The sequence below is a fragment of the Rossellomorea yichunensis genome, from assembly GCF_032337515.1.
Lineage (GTDB): Bacteria > Bacillota > Bacilli > Bacillales > Bacillaceae_B > Rossellomorea > Rossellomorea yichunensis.
Window position 1 is genome coordinate 479,000 of sequence record NZ_JAVYAD010000001.1, and the last position, 16,477, is coordinate 495,476.

Consider the following 16,477-nt stretch of genomic DNA (forward strand, 5'->3'; position numbering starts at 1 on the left):
ATGATTTTATACATGTTTTGGAACAATTTCAGTATGTAGCGATATCTGTCGAGATATGATAGGATAGTGAAGAAAAAATACATATATGGTGGATGATTATGAGAGTAATATCAGGTACGTTAAAAGGTAGACCGTTGAAAGCTGTTCCAGGCAGTGGGACACGGCCGACAACAGATAAGGTGAAAGAGTCTATATTTAATATGTTAGGCCCCTATTTTGAAGGGGGTACAGGATTGGATTTATTTGCAGGAAGCGGCGGACTCGGAATAGAAGCCCTGAGTCGTGGACTCCATTCTGTGATTTTCGTGGACCGTGATGCAAAAGCATTTCAAACCATTAAGGCAAACCTCCAGGATTGTGACCTGGCGGAGAAAAGCGAAGTGTACAGGAACGAAGCAACGAGGGCGTTAAAGGCAATTTTAAAAAGAGAGATAACCTTTGATTATATCTTCCTGGACCCTCCTTATAAACAGCAGAAGCTTCAACAACTCCTGGAATTCATCGACGAGCACAACCTTCTAAATGAAAGCGGTTACGTCATGTGTGAACATGGTTCGGAAATTACATTGGGAGATAGAGTCGGGGGCATGGAGAAAGTAAGGGAAGAAACGTATGGAATCATAAGGATTTCCATTTTTTCAAGGTGACTGAAGGTAGAAACGATAAATAGCCAGGGGGTATTATAATGACGAGCATTGCAGTTTGTCCGGGTAGTTTTGATCCCATTACATATGGACATTTAGATATTATTACACGGGGTGCGAAAGTTTTTGATCAAATTTATGTGGTGGTCTTAAATAACTCTTCTAAAAAACCACTATTCTCTGTAGAGGAAAGAATTGAATTGATTCGTGAAGTTACCGGGGACATTCCTAATGTGGTTGTCGATTCTTTTCAAGGACTCTTAGTTGATTACGCAAAAAAAGTGAATGCGAAAGCAATCATTAGAGGGTTGCGTGCGGTATCAGACTTTGAATATGAAATGCAGATTACGTCAATGAACAGGGTTTTAGAAGATGATATCGAGACGTTCTTCATTATGACGAATAATCAATATTCTTTCTTGAGCTCGAGTATAGTAAAAGAAGTGGCTAAGTATGGAGGCAACATATCTGAATTAGTGCCGAAACGAGTGGAAGAATCGTTAAAGGAAAAATATAATGAATTAAATAAGCCCCAATAATGAATACAGGGTTGATCCAAGTGTGCAGACTTTACATTTCTCATTTTGTGAGAAGTATATTGTCGTAGGCAATGGGATCAACCCATTCTTTATTTTTATGCTTGTCTTCTTACATATAATACGATATAGAGAATCAAACTGAATATCGTGATCACTGGACCTGCTGTCTTAAACCAATACAGTATTTCCGTCCAGAATGCATTATTTTTCATTGCGAATACAGGTATGGCATTGGAGAGCTGCTCATCGGAAAATCTCTCGTATATCGGTTTCCAAATGATGATGGTCGTGACGGAAGCGGCTATTCCGTGAATAAATCGGGCATAGAAGAAGGGCTTGAACCGAATGTCGGTTTCTGCCAATATGCTCGCAACTTGTGCTTGGACACTGAACCCGCTGAACCCCAATATAAAACTTGTAATAATGGCTTGCTGAAGCAGAGTAGCTTCATTTACTCCACTTGTCAGCTTGCCGCCTAACGTGATTTCAAACAAGCCTGAAATAAATGGAATGCTTAATTGCTCTGGTAATTGGAGCAGAATAAATAGAGTTGACAACCCTTCTGCAACAAAGGTCGTAATATGCAGATGATAAAGCATTTTATTAATGACCGAAAATAGGATAATGAAACCACCGATCATCAGTAAGGTTTGAATGGAAGAGGTGACAGCATCTCCTAAGAGTTTCCCTATAGGGCGCTTATCTTGCAGTCTTGTGTGATGAAGAGCAGAAAAGGCTTCACGAATGATAAAGCCTTTTTTTCCGGATGACTGATTTCTCAATTCTTCCTTATCTTTTCCACCATAGAATCTCATGACGACACCTACACAGATGTTTCCAATATAATGAGCGGCAGCTAAAACAATTCCGAGGGTAGCATTCTGAAAGAACCCAACCGACACAGCTCCAAATATGAATAAAGGATTGGAAGAGTTCGTGAAGGAAACAAGACGTTCCGCTTCCAATTTCGTGATTTGTTCTTCCTGCCTCAGACGGGCCGTCAGTTTGGCTCCAGATGGAAATCCTGATGCCATTCCCATTGCCCACACAAATCCTCCGACTCCAGGGACCCGGAATAATGGCCGCATCAAGGGTTCCAGCATGACCCCGATAAATCTGACTACACCAAAACCAATCAACATTTCAGACACGATGAAAAATGGCAATAACGAGGGGAAAACGATCTCCCACCACATATCTAATCCCCGAATGGAGGCCTCAAGAGATTCTCCCGGCATTATGATGAGAGATGCCGCAAATATAGTCACGCTCATCGATAAAGCCAAGGTTTTGATTTTCGATTTGAACAACCGGACTTCCCCCTCTTATGAAATTAGTTCCTTCTATATCAATTCCTTGTGAATTGGGAAAAGAATGATAAAATGGGATTAATTCAACTTGTCCTCATATTATTCAATATACTCATACATAATTGAAATAGACCATATGATGAAATGTACCGATAACTCGGCAAAAGGGGGAAGGGCATGGACAGACCCAAGATTGGATTAGCCCTCGGCTCGGGTGGGGCAAGAGGATTTGCGCATTTAGGGGTGTTAAAGGCATTTGATGATGCAAAGATACCTATAGATATGATTGCAGGCAGCAGTATGGGTGCTCTTGTGGGCTGTTTTTATGGGGTAGGGCATAAGATGGAAGACCTCTACAAGCTTTCCACAACCTTCAGAAGAAAATACTATTTAGACTTTACCGTTCCGAAGATGGGCTTTATTTCGGGTAAAAGGATAAAAGAATTCATTCAGCTTTTTACACATAATAAAAATATTGAAGATTTAAAAATTCCCATAAGTGTCGTTGCCACAGATATTACAAATGGTGAAAAAGTGGTGTTTACGACCGGCCCTATCTCAAGTGCGGTCCGGGCAAGTATTGCGATCCCGGGTATATTTGTGCCTGAAAGAATAAACGGCCGCTTACTCGTGGACGGAGGAGTCATTGACCGGGTACCTGTTTCGGTTGTAAAAGAGATGGGTGCTGACATTGTCATTGGAGTCGATGTATCTCATGTGAAAAGGAATGCTGAAATCACAACGATTTATGATGTGATTATGCAAAGCATCGATATCCTTCAATTAGAAATCGTCGCACATCGTGAATTTGCATCTGACTTTATGATCAGACCCCATGTACAAATGTATAGCACCAGAGCCTTTAAGAATATTGATGAAATTATCGATATGGGGGAGGAAGAGGCGAAGAAGGTTATTCCTTCTATACAGAAAGCTTTAGATGATTGGAAGGAGTAATGAGCATGAAAACGAAAACATTAATCAGAACCTTAGTCATCATGACCATTATCATGGTTGCTACATCCTTTTATTATCTTCCCTTCTATGTAACGAAGCCGGGAGGAGCCCATGAACTGGATCCGATCGTAGAAGTGAAGAATGGCTATGAGGACGAAGGTGAATTAATGCTTACAACCGTCAGGATGGGAAGGGCAAATATCTATGCCTATCTTATGGCAAGCTTAAAAAAATACGAATATATCTTTCCGGTTGAGGAAATTAGAAGCCCACATGAAAGTGACGAGGAGTATAATCTTCGTCAACTGCACCTAATGGCTGACTCTCAAAACCATGCCATTGAAGTGGCCTTTAAAAAAGCGGGTAAATTCTATAAATACACCTATAAAGGTATATATGTATTAAATATTTACCCATCTATGCCGGCAGAAGAAGTGTTAATGCCTGGTGATCGCATTACAGCCGTTGATGGGAATACAATTCAATCATCAGAGGAATTCATTGAATATGTGAGCAAGAAAAAAAGTGGGGATAGTGTGAAGATTACCTACGTTCGGGATAAGGAAGAAATGGTGGAAACGATTTCCTTGGAGGCTTTCCCTGATATGCCCGATAAAGTAGGTCTTGGAATTACGCTAAGTGACGATAAAGAAATCAAAACCGACCCGCCGGTGAAACTGGATACTGAAGAGATTGGTGGCCCTTCCGCAGGATTGATGTTTAGCTTGGAGATTTATAATCAACTAACGAAGGATGACATTACGAAGGGTCATTCTATTGCGGGGACCGGGACGATTTCCGAAAGCGGGGAAGTTGGACGCATTGGCGGTATAGAGCAGAAGGTCATTGCTGCTGACAAAACAGGTGCAGAATATTTCCTTGCTCCAGATGAAAACGTTACAAAAGAAATGAAAGAAAAGTATCCTGAACTTGAATCGAACTATACTGCTGCCAAAAGAACAGCTGAAGACATTGGTACTGATATGAAAGTAATACCAGTGAAAAGCTTTGATGAAGCATTAGCATTTTTACAAACATTAGCCAAATAGTCAAAGAGGCTGTCTTAGGTCAGCCTCTTTCTATTTGGCTCTTTTCGTAAAGTTTGTTGCTATTGTAGAGGAGAAAGTAATAGTTGATTTCCGCTCCAGGATGCTCGCTTTCCGCTGGGCTGGCGGTGAGCCTCCTCGGCTGCGCCTCCGGGGTCTCACCTGTCCAGCTATTCCCGCAGGAGTCGAGCATCCTGCAGCGAGGATCAACTTTCTGAGCATGAATCCTTAATGGAAAACAATTAAAACAAGAATTTTAGCAAACAATTTCATTTAAGGTAAGTAGAGATTGAATTTCCTTTTAAGGAAGAAGAATTATTTTTTTCTAGTTACACTGTTTTCTTACACACTTTGAAGCTCTGTCATGAAAATACTGTTAAAGATGGTGAGGGGAACTGCGCAGACTCCGGCGGATTTTGGGCGTGCCGAGACCCCGTTCGGCTAAGCTGAGGAGGCTCGGCCGAACGCTAGCTGCAAGCGGAGCAGTTCCCTCACCATCTAGCACACGCTAATTGACAGAGCCTTGCAGTGAGAAAAGAGCGTTCTATTTTATATGATCACAGGCGGTTGGGACCACTCCTGATGAAGCAATTTTTTTCGGGCTGCGGCATTTTTTAATCCTAATGAAAATATTTCAGCTGCTCTGACATCTAATTCTATCTCGCTTTGATTAGCACTTGAAAGTTTACTGATTAAAGGCAAGGGCATTTCTTTTTTCTTAGAATGGATAAATTCCCTTCCCGTTTTATTCATTCCAAGCAGGCGGATATAGCTGGGAGAGATGTGTCTGGAACGCATTTCTTCCTTGCGGGTATTCGTTAGAATGTGAAGGAGCATTCGTTGAAGGCGTGTCCATGTATAGCGCTTTGTTTTAAGCTTCGTCATGAATTCTTCAAATGAAGTCGAGGTTTTAACACACTCCATCATCCGATTTTCTATCCCTTCTTCTATTTCATATATATCCTTCAGTTCCTCTCTGGACGATGAAAGAAGCTTATACTGTAGAATCGTCCAATAATTTTCCCAACGATGGAATCCCCCATACTCTAGTTGATACTGAGTTAACTGAGAAACGGATGTCGACGGGAGATAAGAATCAATCTTATGATCACCTTCGCTGCTGAATATACTTTTCCTTATGCTTGTCGCACTTGCAATTGAAGGAGAAGAGAAGTGTTGATCATGGTACCCGGCAGCTTCCCTTGTAATGGTGTACGCTTTTAGTGTCGAGTGAATCTGGTTTCTCGCTTCCATATAATGAAACCCCAGTATATTATTCGGCTTACTTAAATCGATAACGGAGTCTCCGTTCCCTAATGTTTGGAATGCTTTAGCAAGAGCGGAAGGATAACTCATGCCATCCTGGATAAACCTGCTTATATATGTATTGTATCGCTCCCGGTTTGCTTCAATGAACAGAACCGTTTTCTCGAAAGTATCAATATCCCCATCCTCACTGCCAAAACAAAAACTCTCACAGCCTATGGAATCAAGGAGTGAAATGGCTCCCCTCGAAAAAATTTCAGCATGCTGAGTGGCAAAACAATAGGGAAGTTCAATCACGACGTCAACCCCTGCTTCTAGAGCCATTCTGGTTCGGGCCCATTTAGATACCAGTGCAGGCTCTCCACGCTGCAGAAAATGCCCACTCATAACCGCAACCACTACATCAGCACCAGATGCTATTCTCGTTTCCCTTAAATGATGTAAATGACCATTATGAAAGGGATTGTACTCTACTACTACTCCTGTTGCTTTCATGAAATTCACCACATCCTTTCTAAGTCAGAATTATCTCCTATATAGATCATTATATAAGGAAATGATTTAGATTCTCTCCTTTTATAACATAATCATAACTAATATTATAAAATATTTGAAAGTCCTTATATTTAAACGTTATAATTACAACACTATGGTTGTTAAGAGTGTAAAGAAAAAATATTGACAAACGGTATTATGAAAGCTATAATTACCTTTGTTGCCTTGAGGTGATTACATTGAAATGGTCAATAATACAATTACAAAAATTTAGAGACAAGGGACTTTCCATTGACGAAACGATTAATTTGGATGAATTGAAAGAAATCGATCCCCAAATTATAGAAGTCTCACCTATTCGAGTGTCCGGAAAGGCAGATATCGGTTCAAACCGCGTCACTTTCCATCTCCATATAGAAGGGAAGTTAGTTTTACCTTGCTCAAGAACCCTTGTGGATGTTGATTTACCAGTTGACATTCAAACGATTGAAACGTATCTTCTAAATGAAGCTGATTATGATCAGTATGAGGAAGAGGAAGTACATCGTATTCAAGGTGATGTTATTGATTTAAAACCTGCTATTAGAGAATTACTATTACTTGAGATTCCGATGCAAGTAATCAGTGATGAAGCGAGAGAACAAGATGAGATGCCTTCAGGTAAGAACTGGGAAGTACTAACGGAAGAACAAGCTTATCAAGTCGAGCAAGAGGAAGAGAAGAAAGTTGATCCTCGTCTCGCTGACTTAGCAAAACTTCTTGATCAAAACAAGAAATCTTAAAAGCGAAGTACCAGTTCGACTGGCTTCATAATGAGTATTAATCTCTTTTAAGGAGGTGGGAAGAATGGCAGTACCTTTTAGAAGAACATCTAAAACAGCAAAAAGACAACGTCGTACACACTTCAAACTACGTGTACCTGGTATGGTAGCATGCCCAAACTGTGGTGAAATGAAACTAGCACACCGTGTTTGTAAAGAGTGCGGAACGTATAAAGGTAAAGAAGTTGTAAACAAATAATATTGTTTACACCCGAAAAAAGCGTGAAAGAGGCCATGGCTCTTCACGCTTTTTTTATTGTCATTTTTAAAAAATATCTGTTCATCCCATACATAAAACCATACACTATAAGTAAGACAGGAGGGGTCTGAAAGTGGGAGACTACATCATACATATGAACAAAGAAGGAATACTGCAATTTATCATCAACCGCCCCGAGAAACGGAATGCAGTTAGTTATGAAATTATGGAGGGGCTTGAAAAAGCTTTGAACGAGTGTATGTATAATGATCACGTGAAAGCGCTCCTAATAACGGGAAGTGGTGATCGTGCATTTTGTGCCGGAGGGGATTTAACTCAATTTCATAATCTTAAGACAGAGAGTGAAAGTTATGAAATGCTCAGTAAAATGGGGGGACTCCTCACGAGGCTTGCCTTTCTCCCAAAGCCCACGATCGCCTTCATCAATGGGACGGCAATTGGCGGCGGATGTGAAATCGCAACGGCATGTGACTTTAGAATTGCTAAAAGAACTGCGAAAATGGGGTTCGTTCAAGGGAATCTTGCCATCACCACTGGCTGGGGAGGGGGAACCTTGCTTCTTGAGAGGATTTCAGTGTCAAATGCGCTTTCACTCCTGATGACAGCCAGGGTAGAAGAAGCAGAATTCCTTCATGATATAGGGTTCGTAGATGAGTTAGTTGATGACATTATGCCGACCCATGAAATACCCCTCATTAAAATGATCTCATTAAAATCAGAAGGGGTATTGAAGGCATATAAGCAGCAGCTGCTTGAGAGATGGGATAAAAAAAGAGTAGAAGAGAATATCATGAAGGAAATAAGACAATGTGCTAAGCTCTGGGCGAGTGATGAACACCACGAAGCTGTGGACGAATTTCTAAAGAAATAGGCGGAACATAACAAAAAGGAACAGGGAACTCCCTGTTTCTTTTTGTGTGCTTAAAAAAACAGTGGTGCAGATTCTATCTTCTCTAGTAAGAGCATATGTATGGATAAACTGGATCTTACAGGGGGGATGGAAATGTCTTCGAATAGACAGGATGCATGGAGTCAAGATGAAGATGTGTTGTTAGCGGAAGTGGTATTACGTCATATACGAGAGGGCGGTACCCAGCTTCAGGCATTTGAAGAGGTAGGAAGAAAACTATCAAGAACATCAGCAGCTTGTGGCTTTCGCTGGAACTCATTTGTTCGTAAACAATATAAATCTGGAATCGAACTGGCTAAAAAACAAAGAAAGCAGTCTAAGAAATATTCTCCTATCGTTAAGGTAAACGAGGAAAAGCAGGAAGTGCCGAAACTGCAGGTTGAGAGTTCCTCGGAGCTTGAATCCCCGGAAGCGTTTTCAATGGGAAGCATGATAAATTATCTTCAAAAAGCAGAGGAAGCTGTTCGGAATGGAGAAAAAGTAAGGAATGAAAATACTCAGCTGCATGGACAAATCTCTCTATTGAAAGAGAAGCTTCAAGAGGTTGAAGAGGAGTTGAAAGAATACGAAGCAAAATTTAATCTCCTCGAAGAAGATCATAAATCATTATTAGCTATTTTTGAAAAAGCAAGGAAAATGGCTCTATTGCAAGGAAATGAAGACAAGGTTAAGTTTCAAATGGATAAAAACGGAAACCTTCAGCGGTTAAATAAATGAAGAGAAAAAGGGCTGACTAAAGAATATCTTTAGCCAGCCTATTTTAATTACTTGTGATTAGGGTGGTTAGTATGCTTGTCGCCTCTGGACGAGCCGCCTCCGCTTTAGTTTTCATCCAGCTCCGGCGGCTAGAGGCTCGAGGTCATAAGTCGAACCATCCAAAAAGGCAAAGAACGCCTTTCCGGCTGGTTCGCCTTATGCTTGTCGCCTCTGGTCGAGCCGCCTCCGCTTTAGTTTTCATCCAGCTACGGCGGCTAGAGGCTCGAGGTCATAAGTCAAACCAGCCAAAAAGGCAAAGAACGCCTTTCCGGCTGGTTCGTCTTATGCTTGTCGCCTCTGGTCGAGCCGCCTCCGCTTTAGTCATTAACTAATTTTCTGTTCTTTAACCCCTTCAGGGAACCATACGTATGGATTTTCGCCTAAATCTCTTTCCACTTCGTATGTTACGGCTTCGAAGCCCATTTTCTCCCAGAATCCCTGTGATTTGATACGGGAATTTGTTTTAATAGGTAAACCAAAGCTTTTTGCGAATTCTACCAGCATTTTTCCATAGCTTTTGTATTGATATTTTGGTAATACTTCAAGCTTCCATAGCTCCAAGTAATTTTGGGGAGGATCGAAGTACTGATCAAATCGGGCATTGCGCTGGTACAAACTCATTCTGGCAACCAGCGTATCGCCAAAGTAAATTCCATAAAATGGTGATTCACTATCGTTTTCAATGATGTTTGCTTGTAAGTCTTCTAGCATGGATAATTCCTGTACACCATATTCTTTAAATTTCTTAAACTCTTCGAGAGTTTTATAGTTTACTTTTAATTTCTCCACTTTCACTGCCATCGTATGACCTCCTAAAATGCTGAAAAATAAATCTGGAAAACATGATAATCATGTATCCGTTTGCAGTTGATCGTGTGATCAAGCAAGTATTTATTATCATTATATAACAAATAAACAAAAAATTCTGCACTTAATTAAGAAAACGTTTACAATAAAGAAGAAGGAATTCGACGATTTTTGTAGAATTCGTAATATGAACAGATGTGTTCTATAAAGAAAGGGGAGAGATTGTGCAGAAGATTCTAATTGCAAATAGGGGAGAAATTGCTTCAAGAATAATTAAAACCTGTAAACAATTAAACATTCAAACAGTCGCGGTTTATTCCGATGCAGATCAGGATATGCCCTTTGTTAAAGAAGCGGATATTGCTCACCGCATAGGTGAATCACAAGTGAACCGCTCATACCTGGTAGTGGACAATATACTCGAAGTTGCGAAAAAGGAAAAAGTGGATGGGATCCATCCCGGATACGGTCTCCTATCAGAAAATGCGGACTTTGCCAGAAGAGTTGCAGAAGAAGGTATCACCTTTATTGGACCTGCTCATGATATCATCGAAAAGATGGGTGACAAGGTAGAGGCTAGAAGGGTTATGCAAGATGCGTCCGTACCAGTCGTGCCTGGAAGTGATGGAGGAGTGGAATCCCTTGATGCTGCCAAGAGTGTAGCAAATGAAATCGGTTATCCTGTTATGTTGAAAGCCAGCGGTGGCGGCGGAGGGATCGGTATGATTCGCTGTGAAAATGAGCAAGCGCTCGTTCAAAGCTTCGATTCTACTAAAAACCGGGCTAAAGCCTATTTTGGGAAAGAGGAAGTCTTTCTCGAGAAATGTATTGAAAATGCGAGACACGTTGAAGTACAAATCTTTGGAGATCATCATGGAAATTTGGTGCATCTTTTTGAACGTAATTGCTCAGTGCAAAGAAGAAACCAAAAAGTGATAGAAGAATCACCTTCCCCAGGCCTTTCTCAAGAAACGAAAGAGAAAATGTTCGCATCTGCCATCCAAGCTGGTAAAGCAGTTAACTATACGAATGCTGGAACGGTGGAGTTCATCGTTGATGATGAGGAGAATTTTTATTTTCTGGAAATGAATACAAGACTTCAAGTGGAACATCCGGTCACTGAAACCATCACAGGATTGGATTTAGTGAAGTGGCAGCTTTTGGTAGCTTCTGGTGAGCCTCTTCCTCTATGCAAACAGGAGGAAATCCATGTAAGCGGTCACGCAATTGAGTTCAGGGTATATGCTGAGGATCCAAAGACTTTTTATCCTTCTCCAGGTCAGCTAACGACCTTACGATGGGGTAAAGGGGATGATGTTCGAATAGATAGCGGTTATGAAGAAGGGAATAAAGTCACTCCTTTCTATGATCCGATGATTTCTAAATGCATCATCAAAGGAGATGACCGTGAGGACGCGATACATAAAGCCAAGGTCTTCTTTGAAGGGGTAACCATTGAAGGAGTTAAAACAAATGTCACTCTCTTCAAGGATATCATTGAAGTTAGAGGCTTTATTGAAGGAACTTATACAACGAAATGGCTTCAGGACTTTTTAAAGGCCAACCAAACGTAAGAACAATAAATGCAGGACATCATGCTAGTATCTATATAGAATTCAACTAAAAGAGAACAAACTGGAGGAATCAATCATGAAGGAAATTACATCATCAATGGCAGGAACGGTTTTAAATGTACTGGTAGAACAAGGTGGGGAAGTGTCTGTTGGAGATACTGTCTTAATGCTTGAATCGATGAAAATGGAAATTCCTGTTGAAGCTGAAACGGGAGGTAAGGTTTCTGAAATTAAAGTGAATGTAGGAGATTTTGTCAATGAAGGGGATGTATTACTCGTTATTGAAGGTTAACTCGAGTATGCAGACATTAAGTCAGAGATGGTGTGTTCATCTCTGACTTGTTTACGCATTTACATAAAACGACGGAGGGGATATTATGTCGACATCTAAAACGATCATCAACACTCTCGAACAAACGAGAGAAAGGATTACTTCGGGTGGACAGCCTAAATATCATGAGAAATTGAAAGAACAGAAAAAGATGTTTGTTCGTGATCGACTTCAACAATTATTTGATAATGGGGATTATCAAGAAGATGGTATGTTTGCAAACAATAAGGCTGAAGATCTGCCTGCGGACGGAGTCGTAACGGCAATTGGAAAGGTTGGAGGCCAGACTGTTTGTGTTATGGCCAATGATTCCACAGTTAAAGCAGGATCATGGGGAGCGAGAACGGTAGAGAAAATCATTCGGATACAAGAAACCGCGCTGAATTTAAAAGTGCCAATCTATTATTTAGTAGATTCAGCCGGAGCTCGTATTACCGATCAGTTGGATATGTTCCCTAATCGACGTGGGGCAGGTAAGATCTTTCACAATCAAGTGAAAATGTCAGGAATGGTTCCGCAAATTTGTGTTCTTTTTGGTCCTTCAGCAGCTGGTGGAGCGTATATCCCTGCTTTCTGTGACATAGTGATCATGGTTGATGGAAATGCATCTATGTATCTTGGTTCTCCTCGAATGGCAGAGAAAGTGATCGGTGAAAAAGTAACGCTTGAAGAAATGGGTGGTGCAAGAATGCACTGCACTGTCAGTGGATGTGGAGATCTTCTTGCGGCATCTGAAGAGGAAGCGATTGAAGAAGCGAAGAGATATTTAAGCTATTTCCCGGCGAATTATCAGCACAAGCCTGCCGTTAAGGAAGGTCTCGCTCCTAAGCATGAGAAGCTGTTAGAAGACATTATCCCGGAACATCAAAATGCACCTTTTAATATGTACGATTGCATCGATACATTAATTGATGAAGGAAGTTTCTTTGAATTGAAAAAACTTTTCGCTCCTGAATTAATCACTGGCTTCGGGCGCATGGATGGTAAAGTGGTCGGGATCATTGCCAATCAGCCTAAGGTAAAGGGAGGAGTCCTTTTCCATGATTCTGCGGACAAGGGAGCGAAATTCATACAGTTATGTGATGCCTTCCATATTCCGTTGTTATTCCTGGCTGATGTGCCCGGGTTTATGATAGGGACAAAAGTGGAGAGAGCCGGGATCATTCGACATGGAGCAAAGTTGATAGCTGCCATGAGTTCTGCAACGGTTACGAAGATATCTGTCATTGTAAGAAAAGCATACGGTGCCGGTCTATATGCAATGGCAGGTCCAGCTTTTGATCCGGATGTTTGTATTGCCCTTCCTACAGCCCAAATTGCTGTAATGGGACCTGAAGCAGCCGTAAATGCGGTTTATTCAAATAAGATACAAGCTATCGAAGATCCAAAAGAGAGAATTCAATATGTTCAAGAAAAACAGAAGGAATATAAAGAACATATCGATATTTATAAATTGGCATCGGAATTAATTGTAGATGAAATTACAGCACCAAATGAGTTGCGTTCTGTATTAATTCAACGTTATAAACTTTATGAAACCAAAGAAGTTCAATTTAGTGAAAGAAAACATCCCGTATACCCTGTTTAAATAAATGTTAGGTATGGCTCGTTCCTTTGGGACGGGTCTTTTCTTTCGAGTAAAGGATGCTTCTTTTAGCCTATGGTTTTCTAGTTGCCGAAAATTTGGTAAACTATTCTTAAAAACATGTACGGGTAAGGAGTCAATATGAAAATAGGAATCGTTGGAGGAGGAGCAGTTGGGCTATTATTTGCGGGTTATTTGGGCCAAAAGTTTGATGTCACACTTATTGTAAGGAGAGAGGCGCAGGTTCAGAGCCTGTTAATGAACGGAATAACTGTACATAAAGGAGGTTCTTCATTCACAACGCGAGTCCACTCAGATCTTCTTACAGAAGTTCCCATCAAGTTTGACTTCGTCATTGTGGCAGTGAAGGAATATGATTTGAAACCTCTTGAAAATGTGTTGGTACTGATGGATATGAACCAACCCCTATTATTTCTTCAGAATGGGATTGGGCATTTGGATTGGGTGAAATCCTTGCCCCACCACAATATACTGGCGGGTTCCGTAGAGCATGGCGCTCTGAAAGAAAACGACCACGAACTCCATCATTTGGGAGAAGCAAAGACAAATCTTGCATTAATTAAAGGAGAATGGGGAGTTGTAGAAGAATTAGTATCACAGAGTATTCCTTCTTTTCCATTTTTATTAAAACAAGAATTTGAGGAAATGCTCCTAACTAAGTTATTCGTCAATGTACTCATTAACCCCCTGACGGCTTTGGCACGGGTAAGGAACGGAAAGCTGGTTGAAAACCCGCATCTGCATCAATTACAGAGGGACTTATTCCAAGAACTGCTTCTCCTATTTCCTCATATGGAAAGGATTGTTTCCTTTGAAGGGGTGGAGGAAGTTTGCAAAAATACATACCAAAATAGGTCTTCCATGCTAAAAGACATAGAAGCTGTAAGGAAAACAGAAATAGAGTCTATATTAGGCGTTCTTCTGGAAAAAGCACAAAAAGAACACCATTTTGTACCCACCATGAATGTAGTATACAGATTAGTTAAAGGAATTGAAAGAGAAGGTCTGGGGGGATAAAATGGCTTCGATTTTTTCGACCATCATTGCCATATTTGTATTAATCCCATTTTTGGGGTATTTCATCAGTTTCATTCTAGCGAAAGAGATCATGAAGAACCATAGGAAAGCCGTCCATCTGGCCATAGATGTAACAACCTTTCTATTAATCGTCTCGGTTCACTTCATTGTCATCGCCATTTGGCAAACCTCTTACCTATGGCTGATCTTCCTTATCATTTGCTCCATTGGAGTCCTATTTGCCATCATGTATTGGAAAGCAAAGGGGGAAATTCACTACCCTAAGGTGCTGAGAGGTTTCTGGCGACTGAACTTTCTCTTATTCTTTACGGCTTACATAACATTAATGATCACTGGACTGATCCTCCGCATTCTTGATTTGTATTAGTAAAAACAACAGGCAAGTTTTTTCCTTTTCTTAATGTAGAATGATATACTCATCGTTAGGATATAAAGAGCTAGAAAAGGAGTCATTCAAATGGAAGTGGAAAGCTTAAACATTCCAGCAATAAATAAGTTCGCCTCTCAATATTTAAAACAAGAAGAGCCAGTCACTTCTTTTTTTCACTATAACGTAAACAGTTCTTCCGTCTATTCTGATCGGATGAAAGATTTAGCTTCTCGTCAGTTTGAGAGAGAGGATCTTGCAGAATGTATATCTTCATATATGGAGTCACTGCCGTCATCTGAAAAGGTAGAAGAATCGTTGGGGAAATTGAGAAACGATGCCGTAACTGTCATCGCTGGGCAACAGGCCGGTCTAATGACTGGTCCACTCTACACGATACATAAAATCATTTCGGTCATTCAACTAGCCAGGCAACAGGAAGCCGAACTAAAGCATCCTGTTGTACCTGTTTTTTGGATTGCGGGTGAAGATCACGATTATCAAGAAGTGAATCATATATACGTAGAAAAAGGATCAAAGCTTGAAAAGGTCGGATATCCGGAGAGAGTAGTAGAAAAGAAAATGACCTCTCATATTACGTATAATAAAACAGTAATGAAGAAATGGCTCCATGACATATTAGTGATGCTGGGAGAAACAGAACATACAAATCAGTTGTCATCTGATCTTACTAAAATGATTGAAGAAGAAGAGGATATTGTTCGCTTCTTTGCCCATATTGTAATGAGCTTATTCAAAGATTTCGGATTATTGGTCATCGATTCTGCATATCCACTATTGAGGAAACTAGAATCAAGACATTTTCACCATTTGATAGAAAACAGTCAGTCCATCACAGATAAGGTGCTTGAGCAACAAGAAGAAATCCGGAACAATGGGTATGGAACTCAATTGGATATTTCCCCTATAGCCGCCAATCTCTTTATCCAACTTCAGGATGAACGTGCTTTGTTAGAAAGAGAAGGGAATAAGTTCTTTGAGAAGAATAGCGGTAAAGCATATTCCAGTCTTGAATTGCTATCCATACTGGATGAAAGTCCGGAATCATTCAGTAATAATGTTGTCACCAGACCCATGATGCAAGAATGGTTATTTCCAACACTCGCATTTGTGGCCGGCCCTGGCGAAATTGCCTATTGGGGTGAATTGAAAAAAGCCTTTGAATATGTGGACTTGAAGATGCCTCCGGTTGTCCCGAGGTTAAATATAACAATAGTGGAACGAGAAATAGAGAAGAGAATCCAAGATCTTCAATTGACTCTGCATGGAGTGATTACAGAAGGAGTTTCTACGTCTCGTAATGCATTTTGGAAATCCCTCGAGCGCCCGGATTTAGAGTTTGAAATGAAGGAAATCCAGGAAGAACTGCAGCGTAAATATGAAAAGATTCGCGAAAAGGCAGTCAGTATTGATCAAGGATTACATCCGATCATTGATAAGAATCTTGAATTCCATCTGAGTCAATTCGATTATCTGCGCAACAAAGTGGACAAAGCCTTGAAGGATAAGAATTCATTAACCTTTAATCAATTCATGAAGGTGGAAAACAGCATCAGACCAAATGAAGGGCCGCAGGAAAGAACGTGGAATGTCCTTTATTTCTTAAACAAATACGGACCTGATTTTGTAAAAGACCTGACACTTCTTGAATTCACATTCGATGGGACTCACAAAGTGATATATATCTAATTGAAGGCTCGTATAGCATTAATGGTCTCGACAAGTAAAAAAATAAAAGGACTTAATTCGCTTTATATTGCGAATTAGGT

The 16,477-nt window shown here is 40.5% G+C and carries 17 protein-coding genes; 14 read left to right on the forward strand and 3 right to left on the reverse strand.

The genetic code is table 11. The features are described 5' to 3' along the window. Positions 1 to 98 precede the first annotated feature (98 nt). Complete coding sequence (gene rsmD, locus RSX31_RS02435; protein WP_148993533.1) at positions 99 to 647, forward strand: 16S rRNA (guanine(966)-N(2))-methyltransferase RsmD; 549 nt, start codon at positions 99 to 101, stop codon at positions 645 to 647. A 38-nt stretch (positions 648 to 685) separates the two neighbouring features. Further along, the gene (gene coaD / locus RSX31_RS02440; RefSeq protein ID WP_148968641.1) at positions 686 to 1,183 is read left to right on the forward strand and encodes a pantetheine-phosphate adenylyltransferase; all 498 of its coding nucleotides are present in this window, start codon (positions 686 to 688) and stop codon (positions 1,181 to 1,183) included. 95 nt (positions 1,184 to 1,278) lie between these two features. Here coaD and ylbJ read toward each other — a convergent pair whose 3' ends face one another. After that, positions 1,279 to 2,493, reverse strand: a complete 1,215-nt coding sequence (gene ylbJ, locus RSX31_RS02445) for a sporulation integral membrane protein YlbJ (RefSeq protein ID WP_148993534.1) — start codon at positions 2,491 to 2,493, stop codon at positions 1,279 to 1,281. 177 nt (positions 2,494 to 2,670) lie between these two features. Here ylbJ and RSX31_RS02450 point away from each other — a divergent pair, with 177 nt between their 5' ends. Both RSX31_RS02450 and RSX31_RS02455 read left to right on the forward strand, forming a co-directional pair. Then, complete coding sequence (locus tag RSX31_RS02450; RefSeq protein WP_148993535.1) at positions 2,671 to 3,450, forward strand: patatin-like phospholipase family protein; 780 nt, start codon at positions 2,671 to 2,673, stop codon at positions 3,448 to 3,450. Between the two features lie 5 nt (positions 3,451 to 3,455). Continuing rightward, positions 3,456 to 4,499: a SepM family pheromone-processing serine protease gene (locus RSX31_RS02455; RefSeq protein WP_315633113.1), complete on the forward strand. Its 1,044-nt coding sequence runs from the start codon at positions 3,456 to 3,458 to the stop codon at positions 4,497 to 4,499. A 546-nt stretch (positions 4,500 to 5,045) separates the two neighbouring features. On the opposite strand, the gene RSX31_RS02460 is transcribed toward RSX31_RS02455, so the two are convergent. Then, positions 5,046 to 6,257 (reverse strand): nucleotidyltransferase, encoded by a 1,212-nt coding sequence (locus RSX31_RS02460; RefSeq protein WP_315633115.1) that lies wholly within the window; start codon positions 6,255 to 6,257, stop codon positions 5,046 to 5,048. Positions 6,258 to 6,496: 239 nt separating this feature from the next. On the opposite strand from RSX31_RS02460, the gene RSX31_RS02465 reads away from it, so the two are divergent. The 4 genes from RSX31_RS02465 to RSX31_RS02480 all read left to right on the forward strand — a co-directional run bounded on the left by RSX31_RS02465 (position 6,497) and on the right by RSX31_RS02480 (position 8,925). Beyond that, positions 6,497 to 7,039: a YceD family protein gene (locus RSX31_RS02465; RefSeq protein ID WP_148968646.1), complete on the forward strand. Its 543-nt coding sequence runs from the start codon at positions 6,497 to 6,499 to the stop codon at positions 7,037 to 7,039. Positions 7,040 to 7,103: 64 nt separating this feature from the next. Then, positions 7,104 to 7,277, forward strand: a complete 174-nt coding sequence (gene rpmF / locus RSX31_RS02470) for a 50S ribosomal protein L32 (protein WP_044337494.1) — start codon at positions 7,104 to 7,106, stop codon at positions 7,275 to 7,277. Between the two features lie 133 nt (positions 7,278 to 7,410). After that, positions 7,411 to 8,169 carry an enoyl-CoA hydratase/isomerase family protein gene (locus RSX31_RS02475; protein ID WP_315633120.1) on the forward strand — a complete coding sequence of 253 codons (759 nt, stop codon included), beginning with the start codon at positions 7,411 to 7,413 and terminating at the stop codon, positions 8,167 to 8,169. Positions 8,170 to 8,301: 132 nt separating this feature from the next. Beyond that, positions 8,302 to 8,925, forward strand: coding sequence for an RsfA family transcriptional regulator (locus RSX31_RS02480; protein ID WP_148993539.1), 624 nt, complete (start codon positions 8,302 to 8,304; stop codon positions 8,923 to 8,925). Between the two features lie 363 nt (positions 8,926 to 9,288). On the opposite strand, the gene RSX31_RS02485 is transcribed toward RSX31_RS02480, so the two are convergent. Further along, positions 9,289 to 9,765: an N-acetyltransferase gene (locus RSX31_RS02485; RefSeq protein WP_148968649.1), complete on the reverse strand. Its 477-nt coding sequence runs from the start codon at positions 9,763 to 9,765 to the stop codon at positions 9,289 to 9,291. A 230-nt stretch (positions 9,766 to 9,995) separates the two neighbouring features. Here RSX31_RS02485 and RSX31_RS02490 point away from each other — a divergent pair, with 230 nt between their 5' ends. The 6 genes from RSX31_RS02490 to bshC all read left to right on the forward strand — a co-directional run bounded on the left by RSX31_RS02490 (position 9,996) and on the right by bshC (position 16,397). Continuing rightward, positions 9,996 to 11,345, forward strand: coding sequence for an acetyl-CoA carboxylase biotin carboxylase subunit (locus RSX31_RS02490; RefSeq protein ID WP_315633123.1), 1,350 nt, complete (start codon positions 9,996 to 9,998; stop codon positions 11,343 to 11,345). A 76-nt stretch (positions 11,346 to 11,421) separates the two neighbouring features. Further along, entirely contained in the window at positions 11,422 to 11,637 is a 216-nt protein-coding gene (locus tag RSX31_RS02495; RefSeq protein ID WP_148968651.1) for a biotin/lipoyl-binding carrier protein, read from the forward strand. Between the two features lie 85 nt (positions 11,638 to 11,722). Next, positions 11,723 to 13,264: an acyl-CoA carboxylase subunit beta gene (locus RSX31_RS02500; RefSeq protein ID WP_315633126.1), complete on the forward strand. Its 1,542-nt coding sequence runs from the start codon at positions 11,723 to 11,725 to the stop codon at positions 13,262 to 13,264. A gap of 138 nt (positions 13,265 to 13,402) precedes the next feature. Continuing rightward, positions 13,403 to 14,299: a 2-dehydropantoate 2-reductase gene (locus RSX31_RS02505; RefSeq protein ID WP_148993542.1), complete on the forward strand. Its 897-nt coding sequence runs from the start codon at positions 13,403 to 13,405 to the stop codon at positions 14,297 to 14,299. A 1-nt stretch (position 14,300) separates the two neighbouring features. Further along, complete coding sequence (locus RSX31_RS02510; protein WP_148968654.1) at positions 14,301 to 14,687, forward strand: DUF3397 domain-containing protein; 387 nt, start codon at positions 14,301 to 14,303, stop codon at positions 14,685 to 14,687. A 90-nt stretch (positions 14,688 to 14,777) separates the two neighbouring features. Further along, complete coding sequence (gene bshC / locus RSX31_RS02515) at positions 14,778 to 16,397, forward strand: bacillithiol biosynthesis cysteine-adding enzyme BshC (protein ID WP_315633128.1); 1,620 nt, start codon at positions 14,778 to 14,780, stop codon at positions 16,395 to 16,397. The last annotated feature ends 80 nt before the right edge of the window (positions 16,398 to 16,477 follow it).

Coding starts and splice junctions, on each gene's coding strand:
- rsmD (WP_148993533.1), top strand. CDS start 99: ATGAGAGTAATATCAGGTACGTTAAAAGGTAGACCGTTGAAAGCTGTT.
- coaD (WP_148968641.1), top strand. CDS start 686: ATGACGAGCATTGCAGTTTGTCCGGGTAGTTTTGATCCCATTACATAT.
- RSX31_RS02450 (WP_148993535.1), top strand. CDS start 2,671: ATGGACAGACCCAAGATTGGATTAGCCCTCGGCTCGGGTGGGGCAAGA.
- RSX31_RS02455 (WP_315633113.1), top strand. CDS start 3,456: ATGAAAACGAAAACATTAATCAGAACCTTAGTCATCATGACCATTATC.
- RSX31_RS02460 (WP_315633115.1), bottom strand. CDS start 6,257: ATGAAAGCAACAGGAGTAGTAGTAGAGTACAATCCCTTTCATAATGGT.
- rpmF (WP_044337494.1), top strand. CDS start 7,104: ATGGCAGTACCTTTTAGAAGAACATCTAAAACAGCAAAAAGACAACGT.
- RSX31_RS02480 (WP_148993539.1), top strand. CDS start 8,302: ATGTCTTCGAATAGACAGGATGCATGGAGTCAAGATGAAGATGTGTTG.
- RSX31_RS02485 (WP_148968649.1), bottom strand. CDS start 9,765: ATGGCAGTGAAAGTGGAGAAATTAAAAGTAAACTATAAAACTCTCGAA.
- RSX31_RS02495 (WP_148968651.1), top strand. CDS start 11,422: ATGAAGGAAATTACATCATCAATGGCAGGAACGGTTTTAAATGTACTG.
- RSX31_RS02500 (WP_315633126.1), top strand. CDS start 11,723: ATGTCGACATCTAAAACGATCATCAACACTCTCGAACAAACGAGAGAA.
- RSX31_RS02505 (WP_148993542.1), top strand. CDS start 13,403: ATGAAAATAGGAATCGTTGGAGGAGGAGCAGTTGGGCTATTATTTGCG.
- RSX31_RS02510 (WP_148968654.1), top strand. CDS start 14,301: ATGGCTTCGATTTTTTCGACCATCATTGCCATATTTGTATTAATCCCA.
- bshC (WP_315633128.1), top strand. CDS start 14,778: ATGGAAGTGGAAAGCTTAAACATTCCAGCAATAAATAAGTTCGCCTCT.